The sequence below is a fragment of the Kitasatospora sp. GAS204B genome (assembly GCF_029892155.1).
GTDB lineage: Bacteria > Actinomycetota > Actinomycetes > Streptomycetales > Streptomycetaceae > Kitasatospora.
The window spans coordinates 179,324-201,054 of record NZ_JARZAG010000013.1 but is presented as its reverse complement, the minus strand read 5'-3'; the positions used below and the strand labels follow the sequence as shown (position 1 = coordinate 201,054).

Here is a 21,731-nt window from a genome sequence, read left to right as displayed (position 1 = left end):
CGCCAAGCGCCAGGCCCTCTCGCACATCTGAGCATCGATTCGAACAGAGTGGGCCCGAGCGAGTGTTGTCCACAGTGACGGGTGTTTTCCCCCGTCCACAGCATGGGGATCGCCGAGTTATCCCGAATTCCTCCACAGCGGCTGTGCCGCTACGCTCTCCGCCGCAGGTCAGCACCCTGTGGACTTGTGCACAACAGTTATCCACAGGGTGTGGACAGTTGGCGGGCCGTCAGTTGGCGCCGGAGGTTGTCCACTGCCCGTCCCCAGGGAACGGCCGATTATCCCCAGCTTCTCCACAGCTCTATCCACTGTTCGACAACGGACGGGCCCTGTTCATCGCCCGGTGTGAAAGGCGTCACGAGAAGTTGACCGGAGCTCGTGGATAACCGGGCGAGAATCTGGGGACGACGCTGGGGAAAACCTGTGGATACGCACGGTGGCCTGTGAGTAACGCTCCGCTGTCCACAGCGGCACCTGGTTATCCACTGCACCGGTCCACACCCAGTGTGGACAAAAAAGTGGGCCTGACCTGCGGAAACGAGGTTATCCACGGTTTCCACAGGCCCTACTACTACCACTACACCTAGAGACCCCTGGATTCGCTCAACAGCGGGGTGGCCCGAAATCTGTGGACAAGCCGGCCCGACATCCGTTCGGCTGGCTTCCGCCCGTCTGCCCCGTCTGTCGGCGGAGTACGTCAGACTGTCCTTCGGCACCTGGAGCCGCAGTGGGCTCGACCCGCGGTCCCGGTGCTCGCCAGATGCCAGATGACGATCAAGAGCTGCACACGACTGCAGACCCAGGAGGCGGTGACCGGTGAAGTTCCGGGTGGAGCGTGACGTCCTCGCGGAGGCGGTGGCCTGGGCTGCTCGCAGCCTCCCGGCGCGGCCGCCGGTGCCGGTGCTCGCCGGCCTGCTGCTGACCGCCCAGGACGGCAGCCTGGCGCTGTCCGGCTTCGACTACGAGGTCTCGGCCCGGGTCGAGCTGGAGGCGGATGTCGAGGAGTCGGGCACCGTGCTGGTCTCGGGCCGGCTGCTCAACGACATCGCCCGCAACCTTCCCAACAGGCCTGTGGAGATCTCCACCGACGGCCAGCGGGTCACCGTGGTCTGCGGCAGTTCGCGCTTCACGCTCCCCACCCTGCCGGTGGACGAGTACCCGTCGCTGCCTCAGATGCCCACCGCCACCGGCACGGTCTCCGGCGAGGTCTTCGCCTCGGCCGTCAGCCAGGCCGCGGTGGCCGCCGGCCGCGACGACACGCTGCCGGTGCTCACCGGTGTCCGGGTGGAGATCGAGGGCGACAAGATCACCCTGGCCGCCACCGACCGCTACCGCTTCGCCGTCCGCGAGCTGCTCTGGAAGCCCGAGCAGCCGGACATCTCGGCGGTCGCGCTGGTCCCGGCCCGCACCCTGCAGGACATCGCCAAGTCCCTGGGCAGCGGCGACACGGTCTCGATCGCGCTCTCCTCGGGCGGCGCGGGCGAGGGCCTGGTCGGCTTCGAGGGGGCCGGGCGGCGCACCACCACCCGCCTGCTGGAGGGCGAGTTCCCGAAGTTCCGCAGCCTCTTCCCGACCGAGTTCAGCGCCGAGGCCTCGGTGCAGACCCAGCCGTTCCTGGAGGCGCTCAAGCGCGTCTCGCTGGTGGCCGAGCGCAACACCCCGGTGCGGCTCAGCTTCGAGCAGGGCGTGCTGACCCTGGAGGCCGGCTCGGGCGACGACGCCCAGGCCACCGAGCGGATCGACGCGGACCTCGAGGGCGACGACATCTCGATCGCCTTCAACCCCGGCTACCTGGAGGAGGGCCTCAAGGCCATCGACTCCCCGTACGCCAACCTCTGCTTCACCACGGCCACCAAGCCGGCCCTGCTCAAGGGCAAGGCCGCGCTGGACGCCGAGGTCGACGAGGCCTACCAGTACCTGATCATGCCGGTCCGGCTGTCGGGCTGACACCGCCTCATAGCGCGGTGACCTGACAACGTACGGGTGTCCACGGACCGTCCACAGTCTGTGGACACCCCTGCGGCGTAGGCTCTTGTGTCGCGGCAACGGCGCCGCCGTCAGGCAGGACATCCCAGGTAAGGACTTGTCATGGAGCTCGGCCTCATCGGTCTCGGCAAGATGGGCGGCAACATGCGCGAGCGCATCCGCGCCGCCGGCCACACCGTCATCGGCTACGACCGCAACCCCGACCTCGCCGACGTCGCGAGCCTCCCGGAGCTGGTCGACAAGCTCCAGGGCCCGCGTGTGGTCTGGGTGATGGTCCCCGCCGGCGCCGCGACCCAGGCGACGATCGAGGAGCTGGCCGACCTGCTCGCCCCTGGCGACGTGGTGGTGGACGGCGGCAACTCGCGCTGGACCGACGACATCGCGCACGCCGAGCTGCTGGCCGCCAAGGGCATCGGCTTCGTGGACTGCGGCGTCTCCGGCGGCGTCTGGGGCCTGCAGAACGGCTACGCGCTGATGTACGGCGGCGGCGCCGAGCACGTGTTCAAGGTGCAGCCGATCTTCGACGCGCTCAAGCCGGAGGGCGAGTTCGGCTCGGTGCACGCCGGCAAGGTCGGCGCCGGCCACTTCGCCAAGATGGTCCACAACGGCATCGAGTACGCGATGATGCAGGCCTTCGCCGAGGGCTGGGAGCTGCTGGAGGCCGTCGACGAGGTCACCGACGTGCGCGAGGTCTTCCGCAGCTGGCAGGAGGGCACCGTGATCAAGTCCTGGCTGCTCGACCTCGCGGTGCGCGCGCTGGACGGCGACGAGCACCTGGACAAGCTGCGCGGCTACGCGGCGGACTCCGGCGAGGGCCGCTGGACGGTGGAGGCCGCGATCGACAACGCGGTGCCGCTGCCGACCATCACCGCCTCGCTCTTCGCCCGTTTCGCCTCCCGCCAGGAGGACTCGCCGCAGATGAAGATGATCGCGGCGCTGCGCAACCAGTTCGGCGGCCACGCGGTCGAGTCGAAGTAGCCCACCACGAAGTAGTCCACAAGAAGGCGAGCGCGGTCCACACCCATGCATGTCGCGCACCTGTCGCTCGCCGATTTCCGCTCGTACGCCCGGGTCGAGGTGCCCCTCGAGCCGGGCGTCAGCGCGTTCGTGGGGCCCAACGGGCAGGGCAAGACCAACCTGGTCGAGGCGATCGGCTACCTGTCCACCCTGGGCAGCCACCGGGTGGCGACCGATGCCCCGCTGGTGCGCCAGGGCGCGGACCGGGCGGTGGTCCGCGGCTCGATCGTGGACCGCTCCAGGACCACGCTGGTCGAACTGGAGATCACCCCGGGCAAGGCCAACCGGGCCCGGATCAACCGCTCGGACAACGTGCGCCCGCGCGATGTGCTGGGCCTGCTGCGCACCGTGCTCTTCGCTCCCGAGGACCTGGCCCTGGTGAAGGGCGACCCGGGGGAGCGGCGGCGGTTCCTGGACGAGCTGCTGACCGCGAGGGCGCCCCGGCTGGCGGGCGTGCGGGCGGACTACGAGCGCGTGTTGAAGCAGCGCAACGCCCTGCTGAAGACCGCGGCGATGGCCCGCAGGTCGGGTGGCGGCAAGGCCGCCGACCTGTCGACCCTGGAGGTCTGGGACGGTCATCTGGCGCAGGCGGGCGCGGAGTTGACGGCCTTTCGGCTGCAGCTGGTGGCGGCGCTCGGGCCGCTGGTCGAGCAGGCGTACGAGCGGCTGGCGCCGGGCGGTGGCCCGACCCGCCTGGAGTACCGGTCCTCCTTCGAGGGCGGGCTGCCGGGCAGCCGTGAGGAGGCCTACCAGCAACTCCTGGAGGCGCTGCGGGCGGTGCGCAAGCAGGAGACCGAGCGCGGGCTGACCCTGGTCGGGCCGCACCGTGACGAGCTGTCGCTGCTGCTCGGCACGCTGCCGGCCAAGGGGTACGCGAGCCACGGCGAGTCCTGGTCGTTCGCGCTGGCACTGCGGCTGGCCAGCTACGAGCTGCTGCGCGCCGACGGCGGCGAGCCGGTGCTGATCCTGGACGACGTCTTCGCCGAGCTGGACGCCCGCCGACGCGACCAGCTGGCCGAGCTGGTGGCCGACGGCGAGCAGGTGCTGGTGACGGCGGCGGTCCCGGAGGACGTCCCGAAGGCGCTCGCGGGGGTGCGCTACGCGGTCTCCGGTGGCGAAGTGACCCGGATCGGCCTGTGAGTCGTACGCTGGATGGCCCGCCGGGAGGCGGCGGAACGAAGAGACTGTCCACAGGCTGGGGACGAAGATGAGCGATCCGGAACTCTCCGGCGTCGACTTGGCGCGGGTCGCGCTGCGGGCGGCCAAGGAGCAGGCCCGCCAGCGGGGCGAGCAGGTCCGCGAGAAGCGCGAGGCGAAGCGGCACGGGTTGCGCAGCGGCGCCAGGGCGGACGGCCGGGACCCGGTGCCACTGGGGGCGGCGCTCAATCGTTTGATCACGGAGCGTGGCTGGGAGGCGCCGGCCGCGGTCGGCGGGGTGATGGGCCGGTGGGCGCAGATCGTCGGTCCTGACATCGCGGCGCACTGCACGCCCGAGCAGTTCGCGGAGGCCGAGGCGGTCCTGACGGTGCGTTGCGACTCCACCGCGTGGGCGACTCAGTTGCGTTTGCTGGCAAGGCAGTTGGTGGCCCGGCTGAACCACGAGTTGGGGCACGGCACGGTGAAGGTGATCCGGGTGCAGGGCCCGTCCGCGCCGGAGCGCCGGTACGGCCGGCTGCGGGCGCCGGGCAGTCGTGGTCCGCGCGACACCTGGGGGTGACCCGGCGGCCGGCTCCGGTCTTGACGGAGCGCATACTTCCGGAACCGCTGACGGCCCGTGTGAGGCCGCTGAGCCCCCGGGGCGAGTATCGGGACATGTGCGGAGGGGATTCGGGGCGGTAAATCCGCCCTCAGGGCCTGCCAAACGCCCATCTATGTCGGCGGTACCGGTAGACTGAGGGTCAAACACTGCCGCTTGCGGTAACTGAGTCGAAACGCCGTGGTCGCACGCTCGCCCGAACCCGGGCGGGGATGCGGCCCGTGCTGTGCCAGAGAGGGCGCTTCGTGGCCGATTCCGGCGAGTCCAGCCAGTCCCCCGTCCCCACCGACCCGTCCTCGGGTACCTCCTACACCGCCAGCAACATCCAGGTGCTCGAAGGCCTCGACGCGGTCCGCAAGCGTCCCGGTATGTACATCGGTTCCACGGGCGAGCGCGGTCTGCACCACCTGGTCCAGGAGGTGGTGGACAACTCCGTCGACGAGGCCATGGCCGGGCACGCCGACACCATCGACGTCACGATCCTGGCCGACGGCGGGGTGCGGGTGGTCGACAACGGCCGTGGCATCCCGGTCGGCATCGTCCCGGGCCAGGAGAAGCCGGCCGTCGAGGTCGTGCTGACGGTGCTGCACGCGGGCGGCAAGTTCGGCGGCGGCGGGTACGCGGTCTCCGGCGGTCTGCACGGCGTCGGCGTCTCGGTGGTCAACGCGCTCTCCACCAAGCTGGCGATCGAGATCCACACCGACGGCCACCGCTGGACCCAGGACTACAAGCTGGGCGCCCCGACCGCCCCGCTGGTCCAGCACGAGGCGACCGACCGGACCGGCACCAGCGTCACCTTCTGGGCCGACCCGGACATCTTCGAGACCACCGTCTACTCCTTCGAGACGCTCTCGCGCCGCTTCCAGGAGATGGCCTTCCTCAACAAGGGCCTGACCATCTCGCTGACCGACGAGCGCCCCGAGCACGTCGACGACGAGGGCAAGCCGCTCTCGGTCGGTTACCACTACGAGGGCGGCATCGCCGACTTCGTCCAGCACCTCAACTCCCGCAAGGGCGAGGTGATCCACCCCTCGGTGATCGACTTCGAGGCGGAGGACAAGGACAAGACGATCTCGGTGGAGGTCGCCATGCAGTGGAACACCTCGTACACCGAGGGGGTCTACTCCTTCGCCAACACCATCCACACGCACGGCGGCGGCACTCACGAGGAGGGCTTCCGCGCGGCGCTGACCGGTCTGGTCAACCGCTACGCGCGCGAGAAGAAGCTGCTGCGCGAGAAGGACGAGAACCTCTCCGGCGAGGACATCCGCGAGGGCCTGACCGCGATCATCTCGGTCAAGCTGGGCGAGCCGCAGTTCGAGGGCCAGACCAAGGACAAGCTGGGCAACACCGAGGCGAAGACCTTCGTCCAGAAGGTGGTGCACGAGCAGCTGAACGACTGGCTGGACCGCAACCCGACCGAGGCCGCGGACATCATCCGCAAGTCGATCAACTCGGCCACCGCCCGGATGGCGGCCCGCAAGGCGCGCGACCTGACCCGCCGCAAGGGCCTGCTGGAGAGCGCCTCGCTGCCGGGCAAGCTGAGCGACTGCCAGTCCAAGGACCCGGCCGAGTGCGAGATCTTCATCGTCGAGGGTGACTCGGCCGGCGGCTCGGCCAAGCAGGGCCGCGACCCGCGCACCCAGGCCATCCTGCCGATCCGCGGCAAGATCCTGAACGTCGAGAAGGCCCGGATCGACAAGGTGCTGCAGAACACCGAGGTCCAGGCGCTGATCTCGGCCTTCGGCTGCGGCATCCAGGAGGACTACGACGAGTCCAAGCTGCGCTATCACAAGATCGTCCTGATGGCCGACGCCGACGTCGACGGGCAGCACATCCGCACCCTGCTGCTCACCCTGCTGTTCCGCTTCATGCGCCCGCTGGTCGAGGCCGGCTACGTCTACCTGGCGATGCCGCCGCTGTACAAGATCAAGTGGGGCAAGGACGACTTCGACTACGTCTACTCCGACCGCGAGCGCGACTCGGTGATCGAGGCGGGCGTGGCGGCCGGGCGCCGGCTGCCCAAGGACGACGCGATCCAGCGCTTCAAGGGTCTGGGCGAGATGAACGCCGAGGAGCTGCGGATCACCACCATGGACCAGGCGCACCGGTTGCTGCAGCAGATCACCCTGGAGGACGCGGCCCGTGCCGACGACCTCTTCTCGGTCCTGATGGGCGAGGACGTCGAGGCCCGCCGGTCCTTCATCCAGCGCAACGCCAAGGACGTCCGCTTCCTGGACGTGTGACGGGTTCTCACGACCCCGTCCGTACGTACCAGTCACGCGTGAAAGGAAACTGACCACCAGTGGTCGACGACAACCGTCCTGACGGCGAGCAGCCGGACAGCACCTCCACCGACGTCTTCGTCTCCCGGGTCGAGCCGATCGAGCTCGAGACCGAGATGCAGCGCTCCTACCTCGACTACGCGATGAGCGTGATCGTCAGCCGTGCGCTGCCCGAGGTCCGCGACGGCCTCAAGCCGGTGCACCGCCGGGTGCTGTACGCGATGTACGACGGTGGCTACCGGCCCGAGAAGGGCTACTACAAGTGCGCCCGCGTGGTCGGCGACGTGATGGGCAACTACCACCCGCACGGCGACACCTCGATCTACGACACCGTGGTGCGCCTGGCTCAGCCCTGGTCGCTGCGGATGCCGCTGGTGGACGGCAACGGCAACTTCGGCTCGCCGGGCAACGACCCGGCCGCGGCGATGCGCTACACCGAGTGCAAGCTGATGCCGCTGGCCATGGAGATGATGCGCGACATCGACGAGGAGACCGTCGACTTCGCCGCCAACTACGACGGCCGCTCGCAGGAGCCGACCGTCCTGCCGTCGCGCATCCCCAACCTGCTGGTCAACGGTGCCACCGGCATCGCGGTCGGCATGGCCACCAACATCCCGCCGCACAACCTGCGCGAGGTCGCCTCCGGCGCGCTCTGGGCGCTGGAGCACCCGGAGGCCTCCAACGAGGAGCTGCTGGACGCGCTGATCGAGCGGATCAAGGCGCCGGACTTCCCGACCGGCGCGCTGATCGTGGGCCGCCGCGGCATCGAGGACGCCTACCGGACCGGGCGCGGCTCGATCACCATGCGCGCGGTGGTCGAGGTCGAGGAGATCCAGGGCCGCCAGTGCCTGGTGATCACCGAGCTGCCGTACCAGGTGAACCCGGACAACCTGGCGCTGAAGATCGCCGACCTGGTGAAGGACGGCCGGGTGGCCGGCATCGCGGACGTCCGCGACGAGTCCTCCTCGCGCACCGGTCAGCGCCTGGTGATCGTGCTCAAGCGCGACGCGGTCGCCAAGGTGGTGCTGAACAACCTCTACAAGCACACCGACCTGCAGACCAACTTCGGCGCCAACATGCTGGCCCTGGTCGACGGCGTGCCGCGCACGCTCTCGCTCGACGCCTTCATCCGGCACTGGGTCAACCACCAGGTCGAGGTCATCGTCCGGCGCACCCGGTTCCGGCTGCGCAAGGCCGAGGAGCGGGCGCACATCCTGCGCGCGCTGCTCAAGGCGCTGGACATGATCGACGAGGTGATCGCGCTGATCCGGGCCTCGGACAGCGCCGACGCCGCGCGCAGCGGCCTGATGAACCTGCTCGCCATCGACGAGCTGCAGGCCAACGCGATCCTGGAGATGCAGCTGCGCCGGCTGGCCGCCCTGGAGCGCCAGCGGATCACCGACGAGCACGACGAGCTGCAGCGCAAGATCGACGAGTACAACGCGATCCTGGCCTCGCCGTCCCGGCAGCGCGAGATCATCTCCGAGGAGCTGACCGCGATCGTCGACAAGTACGGCGACGAGCGGCGCTCCACGCTGATCCCCTTCGACGGCGACATGTCGGTCGAGGACCTGATCGCGGAGGAGGACATCGTCGTCACGATCACCCGTGGCGGCTACGTCAAGCGCACCCGCTCCGACCTCTACCGCTCGCAGAAGCGCGGCGGCAAGGGCGTGCGCGGCGCGCAGCTGAAGCAGGACGACCTCGTCGACCACTTCTTCGTGACGACGACGCACAACTGGATCCTCTTCTTCACCAACAAGGGCCGGGTCTACCGGGCCAAGGGCTACGAGCTGCCGGACGCCGGCCGCGACGCCCGCGGCCAGCACGTGGCCAACCTGCTGGCCTTCCAGCCGGAGGAGCACATCACCCAGGTGATGGCGGTGCGCACCTACGAGGACAAGCCGTACCTGGTGCTGGCCACCCGCGAGGGTCTGGTGAAGAAGTCGCACCTGAAGGACTACGACTCGCCGCGCTCGGGCGGGCTGATCGCGATCAACCTGCGCACCGACGAGGACGGTCGCGACGACGAGTTGATCGGTGCCGAGCTGGTCTCCGCCGAGGACGACCTGCTGCTGGTCTCCAAGAAGGCCCAGTCGATCCGCTTCACCGCCACCGACGAGGCGCTGCGGCCGATGAGCCGGGCCACCTCGGGCGTGAAGGGGATGGCCTTCCGCGAGGACGACGAGCTGCTGTCGATGAACGTGGTCCGTCCCGGCACCTTCGTCTTCACCGCGACCGACGGCGGCTACGCCAAGCGGACCTCGGTGGACGAGTACCGGATCCAGGGCCGCGGCGGGTTCGGCACCAAGGCGGCGAAGATCGTCGAGGGCCGCGGCTCGCTGGTCGGGGCGCTGGTGGTCGAGGAGAGCGACGAGATCATGGCGATCACCCTGTCCGGTGGGGTGATCCGGACCAGGGTTTCCGGAGTTCGTGAAACCGGACGTGACACGATGGGCGTCCAACTGATCAACCTGGGAAAGCGCGACGCGGTGGTGGGCATGGCCCGCAACGCGGAGGCGGAGGACGACGACAGCGCCGAGGACGCGGCGCTCGAGGACGCGCCCGAAGCCGCCGCGCAGGGCGTGGCCGATGGTGTGGCGAATCCCGCACCGTCCTCGGCCGACGCTGCTGACCAGGACTGATGTACATCGGGCGGCCGGTACCCCGGGCCAGTGGCGAGGGTATCGGCCGGCCCCGGTTTCGGGCTTCTCAGCTTGATGCCGCACAGTGGAGGCCACCGGGGCGTAAGGCGCGCGTCGGCGAGGAACTGCAGGAGGATCCAGCGTGAGTGGGACCACGGGTGCAGCGGGAGGTGCCGCGCCGGGCGGTGCGCCGTACGGAGGTGTACCGCAGCCGCCGGCCGAGCACCCGGCTGCCTCCACCTCTCTGATGTCCACGGTTGGCCCCGGCGGCGGGTACAACCCGGCGCCGCCCCAGCCGCCGATGCCGCCGAGCCCGCCCGGTGGCGGCGCGGCCGGGTACTCGACGCCGACCACCTACACCAAGGGGCAGCCGACCCCGCCGCGCGGCACCCGGACCAACGCGGGCGCCCCGCCGCAGGGCGCCGCCGCGCCGCGCCGGCCCGCCACCCCGCCCGCCGCGGCCGCCGCCGGGGCGCCGGGCCGCACCCGCAGGGCGCGGCTGCGGATCGTCAAGGCCGACCCGTGGTCGGTGATGAAGGTCAGCTTCCTGCTGTCGCTGGCCATCGGCATCGTCATGATCGTGGCGGCCGCGGTGCTGTGGACCACGCTCGACTCGCTCGGCGTCTTCAGCTCGGTGGGCAACATGCTGAAGGACGCCACCGGCTCCGGTACCGGCGGCGCCAGCAGCGGCGTCAACATCATGGACTACGTCGGCTTCGGCCAGGTGATCACCTACACCGCGCTGATCGCGGTGGTGGACGTGGTGCTGCTGACCGCGCTCTGCACGCTCGCCTCGTTCATCTACAACGCGGCGGCCGGCTTCACCGGCGGTATCGAGCTGACCCTCGCCGAAGAGGAGTGAGCCTGCCCGCTGCCGGTCGCAGCGGGCGAACTGAGCGGCCGTCATCCGGCCGTCGGGCGCGGTGGAACGCTCTGCGGAACGTCCTACTGTACGAACCGATTTCGAAAAACGCGGCATGTGCGGACCCCTTCGGTTGTTGAATCGAAGGGGTCCGCTTCGTTGTCCGGTCGTCAATCGGGTGACAGCCGCTCTCTCTTCGGCGTGCCTCGAAGAGCGGGTGTCAACGGCTGGGTTGGCTGAAGCGTTCTGCACGACTGCCGGTTCTGGTCAGTGGGCGGTCGCCAGATGGCGGCAGCCCCTCGGTTGCGCGGAGGTTCACGGATGGCACAGATCGCATCGCAGCTGGTCGGCGCGGCGGAGGAGCTGCTCGGCAGCCAGTTGCCGTTCCGGCTGCAGACCTGGGACGGCAGCGTGGCCGGGGCGCCGGACGCCCCTGTGCTGCTGCTGCGCAACCGCCGGGCGCTGCGCCGGCTGCTCTGGGCGCCGGGCGAGCTGGGCCTGGCCCGGGCCTACGTCTCCGGCGACCTGGAGCTCGGTCCCGGCGAGGACCTCTACCGGGTGCTGGCCGAGGCGGCCCACTTCGCCGAGCGCCCCGCGGTGCGCGCGCTGCGGCTGGGCCCCGGCGAGCTCGCCGGCCCGGGCGGGCGCCGGGCCCTGGCGGTGCTGGCCAAAGCCGGCGCGCTCGGCCCGCGTCCGCCGCTGCCACCCGAGGAGGCCCGCCCGGTCGGCCGGCTGCACAGCCGGGGCCGCGACCGGGCCGCGATCAGCCACCACTACGACGTGGGCAACGACTTCTACCGCCTGGTGCTGGGCAGCTCGATGGTCTACTCCTGCGCCTACTGGACGCCCGAGAGCAGGAGCCTGGAGGACGCCCAGTTCGCCAAGCTCGACCTGATCTGCCGCAAGCTCGGCCTCGAGCCCGGCATGCGGCTGCTCGACGTCGGCTGCGGCTGGGGCTCGCTGGTCCTGCACGCGGCCGAGCACTACGGCGTCAGCGCGGTGGGGGTGAGCATCTCCGCCGAGCAGGTGGCGCTGGCCCGCGAGCGGGTGGCCGCCGCCGGTCTGGCGGAGCAGGTGGAGATCCGCCTGCAGGACTACCGGGAGATCCCTGACGGCCCGTACGACGCGATCTCCAGTGTCGGGATGGCCGAGCACGTCGGCAGCGAGCAGTACCGCGTCTACGCGACGGGCCTGTACGACCTGCTGGTCCCCGGCGGGCGACTGCTCAACCACCAGATCGCCCGCCGCCCCACCGTTCCCGGTGAGACCTACAGCAGCAGCCCGTTCATCAACCGCTACGTCTTCCCGGACGGCGAGCTGGCCCCGGTGGGCAGCACCGTCTCGCTGCTGGAGGAGGCCGGCTTCGAGGTCCGCGACGTCGAAGCGCTGCGCGAGCACTACGCGCTGACCCTGCGCGAGTGGGTGGCCAACCTGGAGGCGGGCTGGGCGCAGGCCGTCCGCCTGGTCGGCCGCGGCCGGGCCCGGGTCTGGCGGCTCTACATGGCCGCCTCCGCGCTCGCCTTCGAGGAGAACCGGATCGGCGTCAACCAGGTGCTCGCCGTGCGCACCGCACCGGCCGGCGCCAGCCGCCTGCCGGCCACCCGTGAGCAGTGGCTGATCCGCCCCGGGCAGCCGGGCCCCGACCGGCTCAGGTCGCCTGAGCTGCACATTGCGATCGCGCGTCCGAACGGGGCAGGGGAGATGGATTTGGGAGATCGGCCGTCGGTCCGCTAATCTTTCAGTGCGGCAAGGGCCTATAGCTCAGACGGTTAGAGCGCTTCCCTGATAAGGAAGAGGCCACAGGTTCAAGTCCTGTTAGGCCCACCTGCGAGAGCGCCCCGGATGGTTCACCATCCGGGGCGCTGCTGTTTCTGTGCTGGCGTGAGGAGCGGCGGGTGCGGGTCGGGTACGTGTCGGTGGCGGCGCCCGGTGAGCGGGCGAACGAGGACTTCGTGCTGGCCGGCGAGGACTTCGTGGTGGTGCTGGACGGTGCCACCAGGAGCGCGCCGAACACCGGGTGCGAGCACGACGTGGCCTGGGTGACCCGGCGGCTGGGCGCCCGGCTGGGGCAACTGCTGGTGGAGGAGCCCGAGCTCACCCTGGCCCAGGTGCTGGCGGCGGCGATCGAGCGGGTCCGGGCGCTGCACGTGGACACCTGTGACCTCGATCACCCCGACAGTCCCTCGGCCACCGTGGCCCTGCTGCGCCGGCGCGGTGCGTGGCTGGAGCACCTGGTGCTCGCCGACTCACCGGTGCTGGTCGAACTGACGGACGGTCGGCTGGAGCTGGTGCTCGACGACCGGGTCGACCACCTGCCCGCCTACGACCTGGCGACGGTGGCCGGGCTGCGCAACGCGCCCGGCGGCTTCTGGGTCGCGAGCACCCGCCCCGAGGCCGCCGAGCAGGCGATCAGCGGCGCCCACCGGCTCACCGAGGTGGTCCGCTTCGCGGTGCTCACCGACGGGGTGTCGCGGCTGGTGGAGCGGTACGGCTGGTCCTGGCGGCGGCTGCTCGACACGCTGGACGAGCAGGGGCCCGCCGGGGCCGTGCGGGCGGTGCGGGCCGCCGAGGCGGCGGATCCCCCCGGGCGGTTCCGGGGCAAGCGGCACGACGACGCGACGGTCGCCTTCGGACGCCCCGGTCTGGGCGGCTGACCCGCCCGGGCGTCAAACCGTGGTCAGGGTCCGCCGGTTGAGCTACCGCTGGCCGGTCTCGGACAGGACACGGGTGTGTATCATCGGCCGCAAGGCGGTTTGGCCAGCCGGCCGCCGGTTGATACGTGCACATCCCGAGGACTCGCAGCCCCGGCCGCCCGATCCGGGCCCCGGTTGCTGAGCCCGCCCACACGCTGAGAAGGACGAGGTCCCGCGGTGAAGAAGCTCCTCCTGGTCGCCCTGGTCGCCCTCGGCGGCTTCTTTGTCTACCGTCAGGTTCAGGCCGACCGTGCCGAGCAGGACCTGTGGACCGAGGCCACCGACCCGATCCCGGCCGGTCGCTGACCCCGAGCGCGGACGACAGGAGGCCTGTCCGGGCCTCCCCGCCGCGCAGGTCGGATACCCGCTCAAGATTTTCCGACGGACCCGGTACGCTGTTCTCCGACGGCGCCCGGTGCACCGTCACGGGGCTTTAGCTCAGTTGGTAGAGCGCTGCCTTTGCAAGGCAGATGTCAGGAGTTCGAGTCTCCTAAGCTCCACAGTTCGACATGCCGATGGCCGGCCTGGGTCCTCCAGGCCGGCCATCGGCATGTCCGGGGGCGACTCCGGTCAGTGGGGCTTGCGCGGGTCGTGCGGCTTGGGGTGCTCATCGCCGGGGCGCGGGGTGTCGGGGGCCGCCTGGGCGCCGCCCTCGTCGGCGGCATCGTCGTCGGCCGCAGCGGGTCCCGAGCCGTTCAGCGGAGCGGTCGCGGCGGTGGCGCCGCTGGCGGGGTGCACGGTGTTGGGCGGGCCCTGCACCTCGGGCGGCTCGATCAGCCACTCCGGCTCGCTCTGCCGGTGCCACCAGCGCCAGATCAGCAGGCCGCTGCCGATGGCCACCGTGCCGGCCACCGCGAGCGAGGTGGCGGTGCGGTTGCACCTGGCCTTGCGGGCGTTCCTGGCGGCCAGCTTGTTGACCTGCTCGGCGTTCACCTGGCCCTGCAGCACGCTGAGCGCGGCCGAGCCGCGGAGCTGGGCCTCGTGCACCGCGGGGCCGGCACTCGCCCGGGCGCCGTCGATGGCCTCGTTCAGCCTGGGCAGCGTGCTGGTGCGGGTGTGGGCGGCGGCCCGGTCCGCGGAGTGCTTGGCGGCCAGCGCGGCCTCCTGGGCCCGGTGCACGGCCCGCAGGGTGCTCTCCTGGGTCTTGGGCGGCAGCGTGGCGAAGGCGTGCTCGACACGAGGGGCGACGTGCCGCACGTAGCCGACCCTGGCCGAATGAGCGGCCTGCAGGGTGCCGGTCCTGGCCTGCCCGGCGGCCGCCTCGAAGCGCGGGCCGAGCGCCTCCAGGGCCGGACCGAGTCGCTGGCGGGCCTCGTCCGCGTAGTGCGTGGCGGTGTCCTTGGCGGTGGCGGCGTAGGGCGCCAGCGTGTCCAGGGTCTTGCCGGCCGTCTCACGTGCGGTGTCCAAGCGGGTCACAGGGATCCTCCTCCTGGGTGGCGTCCTTTAAGCACATATCCAGCTGATTCGAGATCATGCATGCCGATTTGTCCGACCGCATGGCGGGCTGGGCCGTCCGTACCGCCAAGGCCGCCGGACGGCCCAAGGCCTGCGGAGTGCTCATGGGATGATGCGGTGGTCAGTTGTTGAAGAGAGAAGGAAGGCACAGCTCGTGGCCGAGGAACTGTTCGCGACCCTCAAGACCAACCACGGCGACATCGTGATCCGGCTCTTCCCGGACCACGCGCCGAAGACCGTGCGCAACTTCGTGGAGCTGGCCGAGGGCACCCGCGAGTGGACCCACCCGGGCACCGGTGAGAAGAGCAACGCCAAGCTGTACGACGGCACGATCTTCCACCGGGTGATCTCGGACTTCATGATCCAGGGCGGCGACCCGCTGGGTAAGGGCATCGGCGGCCCGGGCTACAAGTTCGCCGACGAGTTCCACCCGGACCTCGCCTTCAACCGCCCGTTCCTGCTCGCCATGGCCAACTCGGGCCCGGGCACCAACGGCTCGCAGTTCTTCATCACCGTGGCGCCCACCACCTGGCTGACCGGCAAGCACACCATCTTCGGCGAGGTCGTCGACGAGGCCGGCCAGAAGGTCGTCCAGGGCATCTCGGTGGCCCCGACCCGTCCGGGCGACCGTCCGGTCGACGACGTGGTGATCGAGTCGGTGGAGATCACCCGCCGCTGACTCCTGTCGGCGCCGCCGTGGCGGCAGTAGCCTTGACGATCCCGGTGACCTTCCGCGACGCGGAGCGGCACCGGGATCGGTCATGAGGAGGACGAACCCGGATGGTCCAGGACGAGGCCGCGCCCGGCGCGCACACCCTGCCGCGCTGCTACCGGCACCCCGACCAGGAGACCGGGGTCAGCTGCGCGCGCTGCGGTCGCCCGATCTGCCCGCAGTGCATGATCGACGCCGCGGTCGGCTTCCAGTGTCCGGAGTGCGTGCGCGGCGCCGCGGTGCAGCCCACCCGGGTGGCCACGACCAGGTTCGGCGGCCGGCTCACCGGGGACGGCGCGCTGGTCACCAAGATCCTGATCGGGATCAACCTGGCGGTCTTCGTGGTGGCCGCCTACCTGGACAAGTCGCTGCAGCAGCAGTGGATCCTGTACAGCGAGGTCTCGCGGACCGGCACCGCCTACGGCGTGGCCGCCGGGCCGGACCAGTGGTACCGGCTGCTGACCGCGACCTTCCTGCACGTCCAGCCGCTGCACGTGGGCTCCAACATGCTGGCGCTGTGGTGGATGGGGCCGACCCTGGAGCGGGTGCTCGGGCGGCTCAGGTTCATCGCGCTGTACCTGGTTTCGGGACTGGCCGGCAGCGCGCTGGTCTACCTGGTCGCCGGACAGGGCGTGCTCTCGCTGGGTGCCTCCGGCGCGATCTTCGGGGTCTTCGGCGCCACCGCGGTGCTCTTCCGGGCGGCCCGGCAGCCGGTCGGTCCGGTGGTCGCGCTGATCGTCTTCAACCTGGTGATCACCTTCTCGGTGCCCGGGATCGACTGGCGGGCGCACGTGGGCGGCCTGGTGGCCGGCGTGCTGACCGGGATCGGCATGATGCACGCGCCGCGGGCCAACCGGAACCTGGTGCAGGCGGGCACGGTCGTGCTGATGCTGGCCGTGACCGTCGCGATGGTGCTGGTCGAGACGGCGCGCCTCACGGGGTGATCGCGCGCCGCTTTCGCGCACCTGTGCGTAGGGCGGTCGGGTGTTCGGTTGTCCACAGTGAGCAGCGGGTTGCGCACAGGCTGTCTGCCGGCAGTCGCTCCGTCCCCCGGTCTACGCGTGTCCCGCTGCGAGGTTTTCTGGACCCGCGGGAGGTTCGCCAGGCCCTGGGTGAGGAATGCTCGGCGCAGTGTCGCAGAGTTATCCACAGGACGGGTCAACTTTTCCCCACTGTGGATAACCGTGTGGATAAGCGGTTGGTGCGAAAAGCGCCGGGCGGTCGCGGACAGCACGAAGGGCCGCCCCACCTGCGTGCGGCGGGGCGGCTTTCGAGAAGGCGGTCAGCGGGTGGTGACTACTTCCACTGCGTGGAGACACCGAAGCCGGCGGCGATGAAGCCGAAGCCGACCAGGATGTTCCAGTTGCCCCAGGCTTGCACCGGATAGCTGCCGCTGGTCACGTAGTAGGTGACGATCCAGACCAGACCCACCAGGAAGAGCGCGAGCATCACCGGGGCCACCCAGTTGCGCCCGGCGCTCAGCTTGACTGCGGTCGCGGTGACCGGCGGGGTGTAGTCGGACTTCTTGCGGAGTCGAGACTTCGGCACGAGGGGCTCTCCTGTCGATGCGCTGTGAGACCGCGCAGGGTGCAGCGGGGCGGGGCGGCTGTGGGGACCGGGTCCGTACGGGTTGAGCTCCGCACATGCCACCGGCGTCCGTTAGCGTAGTGGCTCGCCGGGTCGGAAGGAGATAAGGGTACGGTGCCGAATTCCTCGATTTCCGGTGATCCTCCCCTGGACCCGGCTTCCGACCGTGTCGGCTCGCCCCGAATTGTCGGCCGTGTCCTGACCTGCGGCGTCTTCGCGCTCGCCGGAGTGCTCTTCTACGTCAGCGCGCACGCGGCGCACGGCATCGACCTGCGCACCGACAACTCGCTGCTGCGGCTCAGCGACGTGATACAGCAGCGCAGCGACCAGAACCGGCAGACCCAGTCCGAACTCTCCGCCCAGCAGCAGCGCGCCGACCAGCTGGCCGGCCAGCAGGGCCGCAGCCCCGCCGACAGCGACCGGCTCTCCGCCCTGCAGCAGCAGGTGGGCCTGGACCCTTTGCAGGGCCCGGGCCTGACGGTCACCCTCAACGACGCGCCGCCCGATGCCACCGCCCGGATCCCCGGCGTGCCCGAGCCCGGGGTCAACGACCTGGTGATCCACCAGCAGGACATCCAGGCCGTGGTCAACGCGCTGTGGCGGGGCGGCGCGAGCGGCGTGCAGGTGATGGACCAGCGGCTGATCGCCACCAGCGCGGTGCGCTGCGTCGGCAACACCCTGCTGCTGCAGGGGCGGGTCTACTCGCCGCCGTACGTGATCAGGGCGGTCGGCCGGACCGCCGACCTGCGGGCCGCCGTCGACGCGGACCCCTCGATCCGCAACTACCTGCAGTACGTGACCGCCTACGGGCTCGGGTGGAAGGTGCAGGAGAGCAGCGAGCTGAGCCTGCCCGGCTACACCGGCAGCACCGATCTGCACGCCGCGACCGCTCAGTAGATCGGCCAGTAGATCGGCCAGCAGATCGGCCACGGCCACCGTGGCGCACAGCTTCGAGGTCTACTCTGTTTCCCACTGCCCATCACCTAGGGAGCACCATGTACGGCTGGATCTGGCGGCACCTGCCGGGGAACACCCTGGTGCGGGCCTTCCTCTCGATCCTGCTGATCCTCGGGGCGGTCTACATCCTTTTCCAGTACGTCTTCCCCTGGGCGGAACCGCTGCTCCCCTTCGGCGACGTCACGGTGAACAACGGCGGGTCCGGCTGACGGCCGCGTCACCGCCGTCACCGCGCCCCTCGTCTCGCCCGATCCGCCCGATCGCCCGATCCGCACGAACCCGGAGACAGCACGCATGGCCTCGCCCGACACCGCCCCGCGGATCCTCGTGGTGGACAACTACGACAGCTTCGTCTTCAACCTGGTCCAGTACCTCTACCAGCTGGGCGCGACCTGCGAGGTGGTCCGCAACGACGAGCTGACGGTGGATCGGGCCGTCAGGCGTGCCGGAGCGGCCGGTTACGACGGCGTCCTGCTCTCCCCGGGGCCGGGCGCACCCGAGGAGGCCGGGGTGTGCATCGAGATGGTGCGGCACTGCGCCGCGACCGGACTGCCGCTGTTCGGCGTCTGCCTGGGCCTGCAGTCGATCGCGGTGGCCTACGGCGCGGTGGTCGACCGGGCGCCCGAACTGCTGCACGGCAAGACCTCCCTGGTCGAGCACGAGGACGGCGGGGTCTTCGCCGGACTGCCCTCGCCGATGACCGCCACCCGCTACCACTCGCTGGCCGTGGAGCCCGCCACGGTGCCGGCCGAGCTGGTGGTCACCGCGCGGACCCACAGCGGTGTCATCATGGGTCTGCGGCACCGGGAACTGCCCGTCGAGGGCGTGCAGTTCCACCCGGAATCGGTGCTCACCGAGGGAGGGCACCGGATGCTGGCCAACTGGCTGGCCGAGTGCGGCGACCCGGAGGCGGTCGGCCGCTCGGCGGGCCTCGCTCCGGTGATCGGCCGGGGCTGAGACCGTGACGGCGGTGCGTCCGGAGGGACGCCGGGACGCCTACCCGGGCTACGGGCAGGGGGCGGGCGGGTACCAGCCGGCCGGCTACGACACGCCCGGGTACGACACGCCTGGGTACAACACGCCTGGGTACGACACGCCCAGGCACGGGACGCCCGCGCCCGGGACGCCGGAATACGGCGGAGCCGGGTACGGGACGGCCGCGAACGGGCCGGGCGCCGCCCCCTACCCTGGCGGGCCCGAGCCGGACGGCTGGAGCGTCTACGACCCCGCGCAGCCCGATGACCAGCCCGCCTACCCCTGGCTGGCCGATCAGACGCTGCAGCTGCGCACGATATCCGTCAGCCCGGACGGCGCCGCCGGGGCTCCGCCGGTGCCCGCCGCCCGCCGTGCGCAGGGCAAGGTCTCGATGCGCTCCGGCACCGGTCGGCGCCGGGCCGCGGGCCGCCGCAGCGCCGTGGTGCGTCCCAAGGAGCCGAAGCGGGTGCTCGCCGCCCGCGCGGTCGGTGAACTGTGCATCACCTTCGGCCTGGTGATGCTGCTCTTCGTCGCCTACCAGCTGTGGTGGACCAACGTGCAGGCGGACGCCGCCGCGAACAGCACCCGCAGTCAGCTCGAGCAGCAGTGGAACAACCCCACCGTCGCCCCGACCCCGGCCCCCGGCCAATCCGCCGCGCCCGTGCCGACCTTCGCGCCCGGCAAGGGTTTCGCGATCATCCACATCCCCAAGATCGGCCTCACCGACCCGGTCGCCGAGGGCACTGACACCACGACGGTGCTCGACCACGGCCTGGTCGGCCACTACACCGGGACCGCGATGCCCTCCGACGCGAACGGCAACTTCGCCGTCGCCGGTCACCGCACCACGCACGGCCAGCCGTTCAACCGGCTCGCCGAACTCCACCCCGGCGACAAGATCGTGGTCGAGACCCAGACCACCTACTACACCTACGAGGTGGAAGGCGGCATCCCGCAGACCTCGCCGCACAACGTCGCGGTGCTGAACCCGATCCCCAACGGCTCCCCGTTCAGCCAGGCGGGCCGCTACATCACGATGACCACCTGTACCCCCGAGTACAGTGCCGTGGGAAGGCTCATCGTCTTCGGCAAGATGGTGGACGAGCGGCCGCGCAGCCAGGGGCAGCCCCCGGCGCTGACGAACGGTTAGCCGCCGTCACGCCGGCGCCGCCCCATCCAGGTGGACGAGCGGAGCCGGTGTGACGGACCAGTGGCAGCAGTCGACCGTGAGCCCCTCGGGCGCCGGCACCCCGCAGCGCCGCCCCCGCACCCGGGGCGCGCTGGCGCTCGGGGTGTTCGGCGAACTGCTGATCACGGCCGGCCTGGTGCTGGCGCTCTTCGTCGGCTACTCGCTCTGGTGGACCAACCTGCTGGCGGACCGTCAGGCCGACCGCGCGGGCGACCGGCTCCGGCAGACCTGGACCGCTCCCGTCGGCCCCGTCGTGCCGTTCCGGGCGGGCGACGACGGCATCGGGTTCCTGCACGTCCCGGCGATGGGCAAGGACTTCGCGGTGCTGATCAAGATGGGCACCGGCCCCGAGGTCCTCAACCAGGGCGTGGCGGGCGTCTACCAGGAGCCCTTCCGCGCGGCCATGCCCTGGGACCCGGTCGGCAACTTCGCGGTGGCGGCGCACCGGGACGGCCACGGCGCCAAGTTCCACGACCTGGACGCGGTGGGCAAGGACGACCCGATCGTGGTCGAGACCCGCGACCGCTGGTACGTCTACCGGGTGGACGCCACGCTGTCGGAGACCACCAAGTACGACACCGGCATCATCGCCCCGGTGCCGCAGGAGTCCGGCTACACGAAGCCCGGGCGCTACATCACGCTGACCACCTGCACGCCGGTGTACACCTCGCGCTACCGGATGGCCGTGTGGGGGAGCCTGGTGCGGGTGGACCAGGTGGACGCGCAGCGGACGCCACCGGTGGAGTTGCGGGGGTGAATGGCCACTGACTTGCTCGAAGCACGTCAGTGGGGCAGCGCGCGCAGGATCTGAACACGCCGGGGGAGTGACCCCGGGCGCCGCCGCCGGTGGAGTGACAGGCGGGTGTGCGAGGCGTTGGTCCTGGTGGCACTCACGCCTGAGGGGAGTCACCCGATGAACAACGACGCAGTACTGCTGGAGTCGCGCACCCTGCGCGCGAGCATGGCGGAGCGGACGGATGCGCTGGAGAAGGTGAAGGCGCTGGTCCTCCTGCCGGACGGGGTACATGTAACCCGCCGGATGGTGGCCGACTATTTCGAGGTCGATGACGAGGCCATCCGCAGCCTTGTCAGGAGGCACCGTGACGAGCTGAGCGAGAGCGGTTTCGTTCTGCTCAAGGGTTCGGACCTGCAGCGTTTTCTATGGGTCAACACGACCCATAGAAAAGTCCCCGGCACCGGCCTCGGCCTCTTCCCCCGCCGCGCCGTCCTCAACGTCGCCATGCTGCTGCGCGACAGCGAGGTCGCCCGAGCGGTGCGCCGCCATCTCCTCGACGCGGTGGAGCGGCCGGCCGACCTGTCCGGTGTGACCATCGGTCAGATCGTCGACCAGGCCACCCGTGCCGTCCAGCAGCGCGTCACCGAGCTCCAGCAGGGCATCGCGGCGCTCGAGGCCCGGCATGCCGTGCTCAGTGCCCAGGTGCGGCGCGACCAGGAGCTGCTGGCGGCGCTCACGGTGCGGTTGGCCGACACGTCGAGCGTTGTCCACTCCCTGGGCGGGCGGATGGACGTGCTCTGTACCCTCAGCTCCTCCCCAGGAGGTGGGCGCCGACGCCGGCGGCGGTGAGGTCGCCATGGGGCAGCAGGGGCAGCA

General features: G+C 70.7%; 20 protein-coding genes and 2 tRNA genes. 20 read left to right on the top strand and 2 right to left on the bottom strand.

The features are described 5' to 3' along the window. The first annotated feature begins 816 nt into the window (after positions 1 to 816). From dnaN to P3T41_RS19865, 12 genes are all read left to right on the top strand, one after another. The gene (gene dnaN, locus P3T41_RS19920) at positions 817 to 1,947 is read left to right on the top strand and encodes a DNA polymerase III subunit beta (protein ID WP_280691308.1); all 1,131 of its coding nucleotides are present in this window, start codon (positions 817 to 819) and stop codon (positions 1,945 to 1,947) included. Between the two features lie 141 nt (positions 1,948 to 2,088). Continuing rightward, on the top strand, positions 2,089 to 2,964 hold the full coding sequence (gene gnd / locus P3T41_RS19915; protein WP_280691307.1) for a phosphogluconate dehydrogenase (NAD(+)-dependent, decarboxylating): 876 nt from the start codon (positions 2,089 to 2,091) through the stop codon (positions 2,962 to 2,964). Between the two features lie 45 nt (positions 2,965 to 3,009). Next, positions 3,010 to 4,143: a DNA replication/repair protein RecF gene (gene recF, locus P3T41_RS19910; protein WP_280691306.1), complete on the top strand. Its 1,134-nt coding sequence runs from the start codon at positions 3,010 to 3,012 to the stop codon at positions 4,141 to 4,143. A gap of 67 nt (positions 4,144 to 4,210) precedes the next feature. Further along, a complete protein-coding gene (locus P3T41_RS19905; RefSeq protein WP_280691305.1) occupies positions 4,211 to 4,720 on the top strand; it encodes a DciA family protein in 510 nt (169 codons plus the stop codon). 260 nt (positions 4,721 to 4,980) lie between these two features. Next, on the top strand, positions 4,981 to 7,005 hold the full coding sequence (gyrB, locus tag P3T41_RS19900) for a DNA topoisomerase (ATP-hydrolyzing) subunit B (RefSeq protein ID WP_280691304.1): 2,025 nt from the start codon (positions 4,981 to 4,983) through the stop codon (positions 7,003 to 7,005). Between the two features lie 59 nt (positions 7,006 to 7,064). Beyond that, the gene (gene gyrA / locus P3T41_RS19895) at positions 7,065 to 9,689 is read left to right on the top strand and encodes a DNA gyrase subunit A (protein WP_280691303.1); all 2,625 of its coding nucleotides are present in this window, start codon (positions 7,065 to 7,067) and stop codon (positions 9,687 to 9,689) included. A gap of 247 nt (positions 9,690 to 9,936) precedes the next feature. Then, positions 9,937 to 10,551, top strand: coding sequence for a DUF3566 domain-containing protein (locus tag P3T41_RS19890; RefSeq protein ID WP_280691302.1), 615 nt, complete (start codon positions 9,937 to 9,939; stop codon positions 10,549 to 10,551). A gap of 321 nt (positions 10,552 to 10,872) precedes the next feature. Beyond that, a complete protein-coding gene (locus P3T41_RS19885) occupies positions 10,873 to 12,285 on the top strand; it encodes a cyclopropane-fatty-acyl-phospholipid synthase family protein (protein WP_280691301.1) in 1,413 nt (470 codons plus the stop codon). Positions 12,286 to 12,301: 16 nt separating this feature from the next. Beyond that, a tRNA-Ile gene (locus P3T41_RS19880) sits at positions 12,302 to 12,375 on the top strand. Between the two features lie 71 nt (positions 12,376 to 12,446). After that, a complete protein-coding gene (locus P3T41_RS19875; protein ID WP_280691300.1) occupies positions 12,447 to 13,205 on the top strand; it encodes a protein phosphatase 2C domain-containing protein in 759 nt (252 codons plus the stop codon). A gap of 216 nt (positions 13,206 to 13,421) precedes the next feature. Next, on the top strand, positions 13,422 to 13,550 hold the full coding sequence (locus P3T41_RS19870; protein WP_211786189.1) for a DLW-39 family protein: 129 nt from the start codon (positions 13,422 to 13,424) through the stop codon (positions 13,548 to 13,550). A 121-nt stretch (positions 13,551 to 13,671) separates the two neighbouring features. Further along, a tRNA-Ala gene (locus P3T41_RS19865) sits at positions 13,672 to 13,744 on the top strand. A gap of 70 nt (positions 13,745 to 13,814) precedes the next feature. Here P3T41_RS19865 and P3T41_RS19860 read toward each other — a convergent pair. After that, positions 13,815 to 14,660 carry a DUF5324 family protein gene (locus P3T41_RS19860; protein WP_280691299.1) on the bottom strand — a complete coding sequence of 282 codons (846 nt, stop codon included), beginning with the start codon at positions 14,658 to 14,660 and terminating at the stop codon, positions 13,815 to 13,817. A 193-nt stretch (positions 14,661 to 14,853) separates the two neighbouring features. Between P3T41_RS19860 and P3T41_RS19855 the strand changes: the two genes are divergently transcribed. Both P3T41_RS19855 and P3T41_RS19850 read left to right on the top strand, forming a co-directional pair. Next, positions 14,854 to 15,378, top strand: a complete 525-nt coding sequence (locus P3T41_RS19855; RefSeq protein ID WP_280691298.1) for a peptidylprolyl isomerase — start codon at positions 14,854 to 14,856, stop codon at positions 15,376 to 15,378. Between the two features lie 101 nt (positions 15,379 to 15,479). Next, the gene (locus tag P3T41_RS19850) at positions 15,480 to 16,355 is read left to right on the top strand and encodes a rhomboid family intramembrane serine protease (RefSeq protein WP_280691297.1); all 876 of its coding nucleotides are present in this window, start codon (positions 15,480 to 15,482) and stop codon (positions 16,353 to 16,355) included. A gap of 352 nt (positions 16,356 to 16,707) precedes the next feature. Here the strand turns inward: P3T41_RS19850 and crgA are convergent, their stop codons facing one another. Beyond that, the gene (gene crgA / locus P3T41_RS19845) at positions 16,708 to 16,959 is read right to left on the bottom strand and encodes a cell division protein CrgA (protein WP_280691296.1); all 252 of its coding nucleotides are present in this window, start codon (positions 16,957 to 16,959) and stop codon (positions 16,708 to 16,710) included. Positions 16,960 to 17,145: 186 nt separating this feature from the next. Between crgA and P3T41_RS19840 the strand changes: the two genes are divergently transcribed. From P3T41_RS19840 to P3T41_RS19815, 6 genes are all read left to right on the top strand, one after another. Then, entirely contained in the window at positions 17,146 to 17,895 is a 750-nt protein-coding gene (locus tag P3T41_RS19840) for a DUF881 domain-containing protein (protein WP_280691336.1), read from the top strand. 98 nt (positions 17,896 to 17,993) lie between these two features. Then, positions 17,994 to 18,164, top strand: a complete 171-nt coding sequence (locus tag P3T41_RS19835; RefSeq protein WP_280691295.1) for a hypothetical protein — start codon at positions 17,994 to 17,996, stop codon at positions 18,162 to 18,164. Between the two features lie 85 nt (positions 18,165 to 18,249). Beyond that, positions 18,250 to 18,912: an aminodeoxychorismate/anthranilate synthase component II gene (locus tag P3T41_RS19830; RefSeq protein ID WP_280691294.1), complete on the top strand. Its 663-nt coding sequence runs from the start codon at positions 18,250 to 18,252 to the stop codon at positions 18,910 to 18,912. 13 nt (positions 18,913 to 18,925) lie between these two features. After that, positions 18,926 to 20,080, top strand: coding sequence for a class E sortase (locus P3T41_RS19825; protein WP_280691293.1), 1,155 nt, complete (start codon positions 18,926 to 18,928; stop codon positions 20,078 to 20,080). 76 nt (positions 20,081 to 20,156) lie between these two features. Further along, a complete protein-coding gene (locus P3T41_RS19820) occupies positions 20,157 to 20,876 on the top strand; it encodes a class E sortase (RefSeq protein ID WP_280691335.1) in 720 nt (239 codons plus the stop codon). Positions 20,877 to 21,032: 156 nt separating this feature from the next. Further along, positions 21,033 to 21,704: a hypothetical protein gene (locus P3T41_RS19815; protein ID WP_280691292.1), complete on the top strand. Its 672-nt coding sequence runs from the start codon at positions 21,033 to 21,035 to the stop codon at positions 21,702 to 21,704. Positions 21,705 to 21,731: the final 27 nt, after the last annotated feature.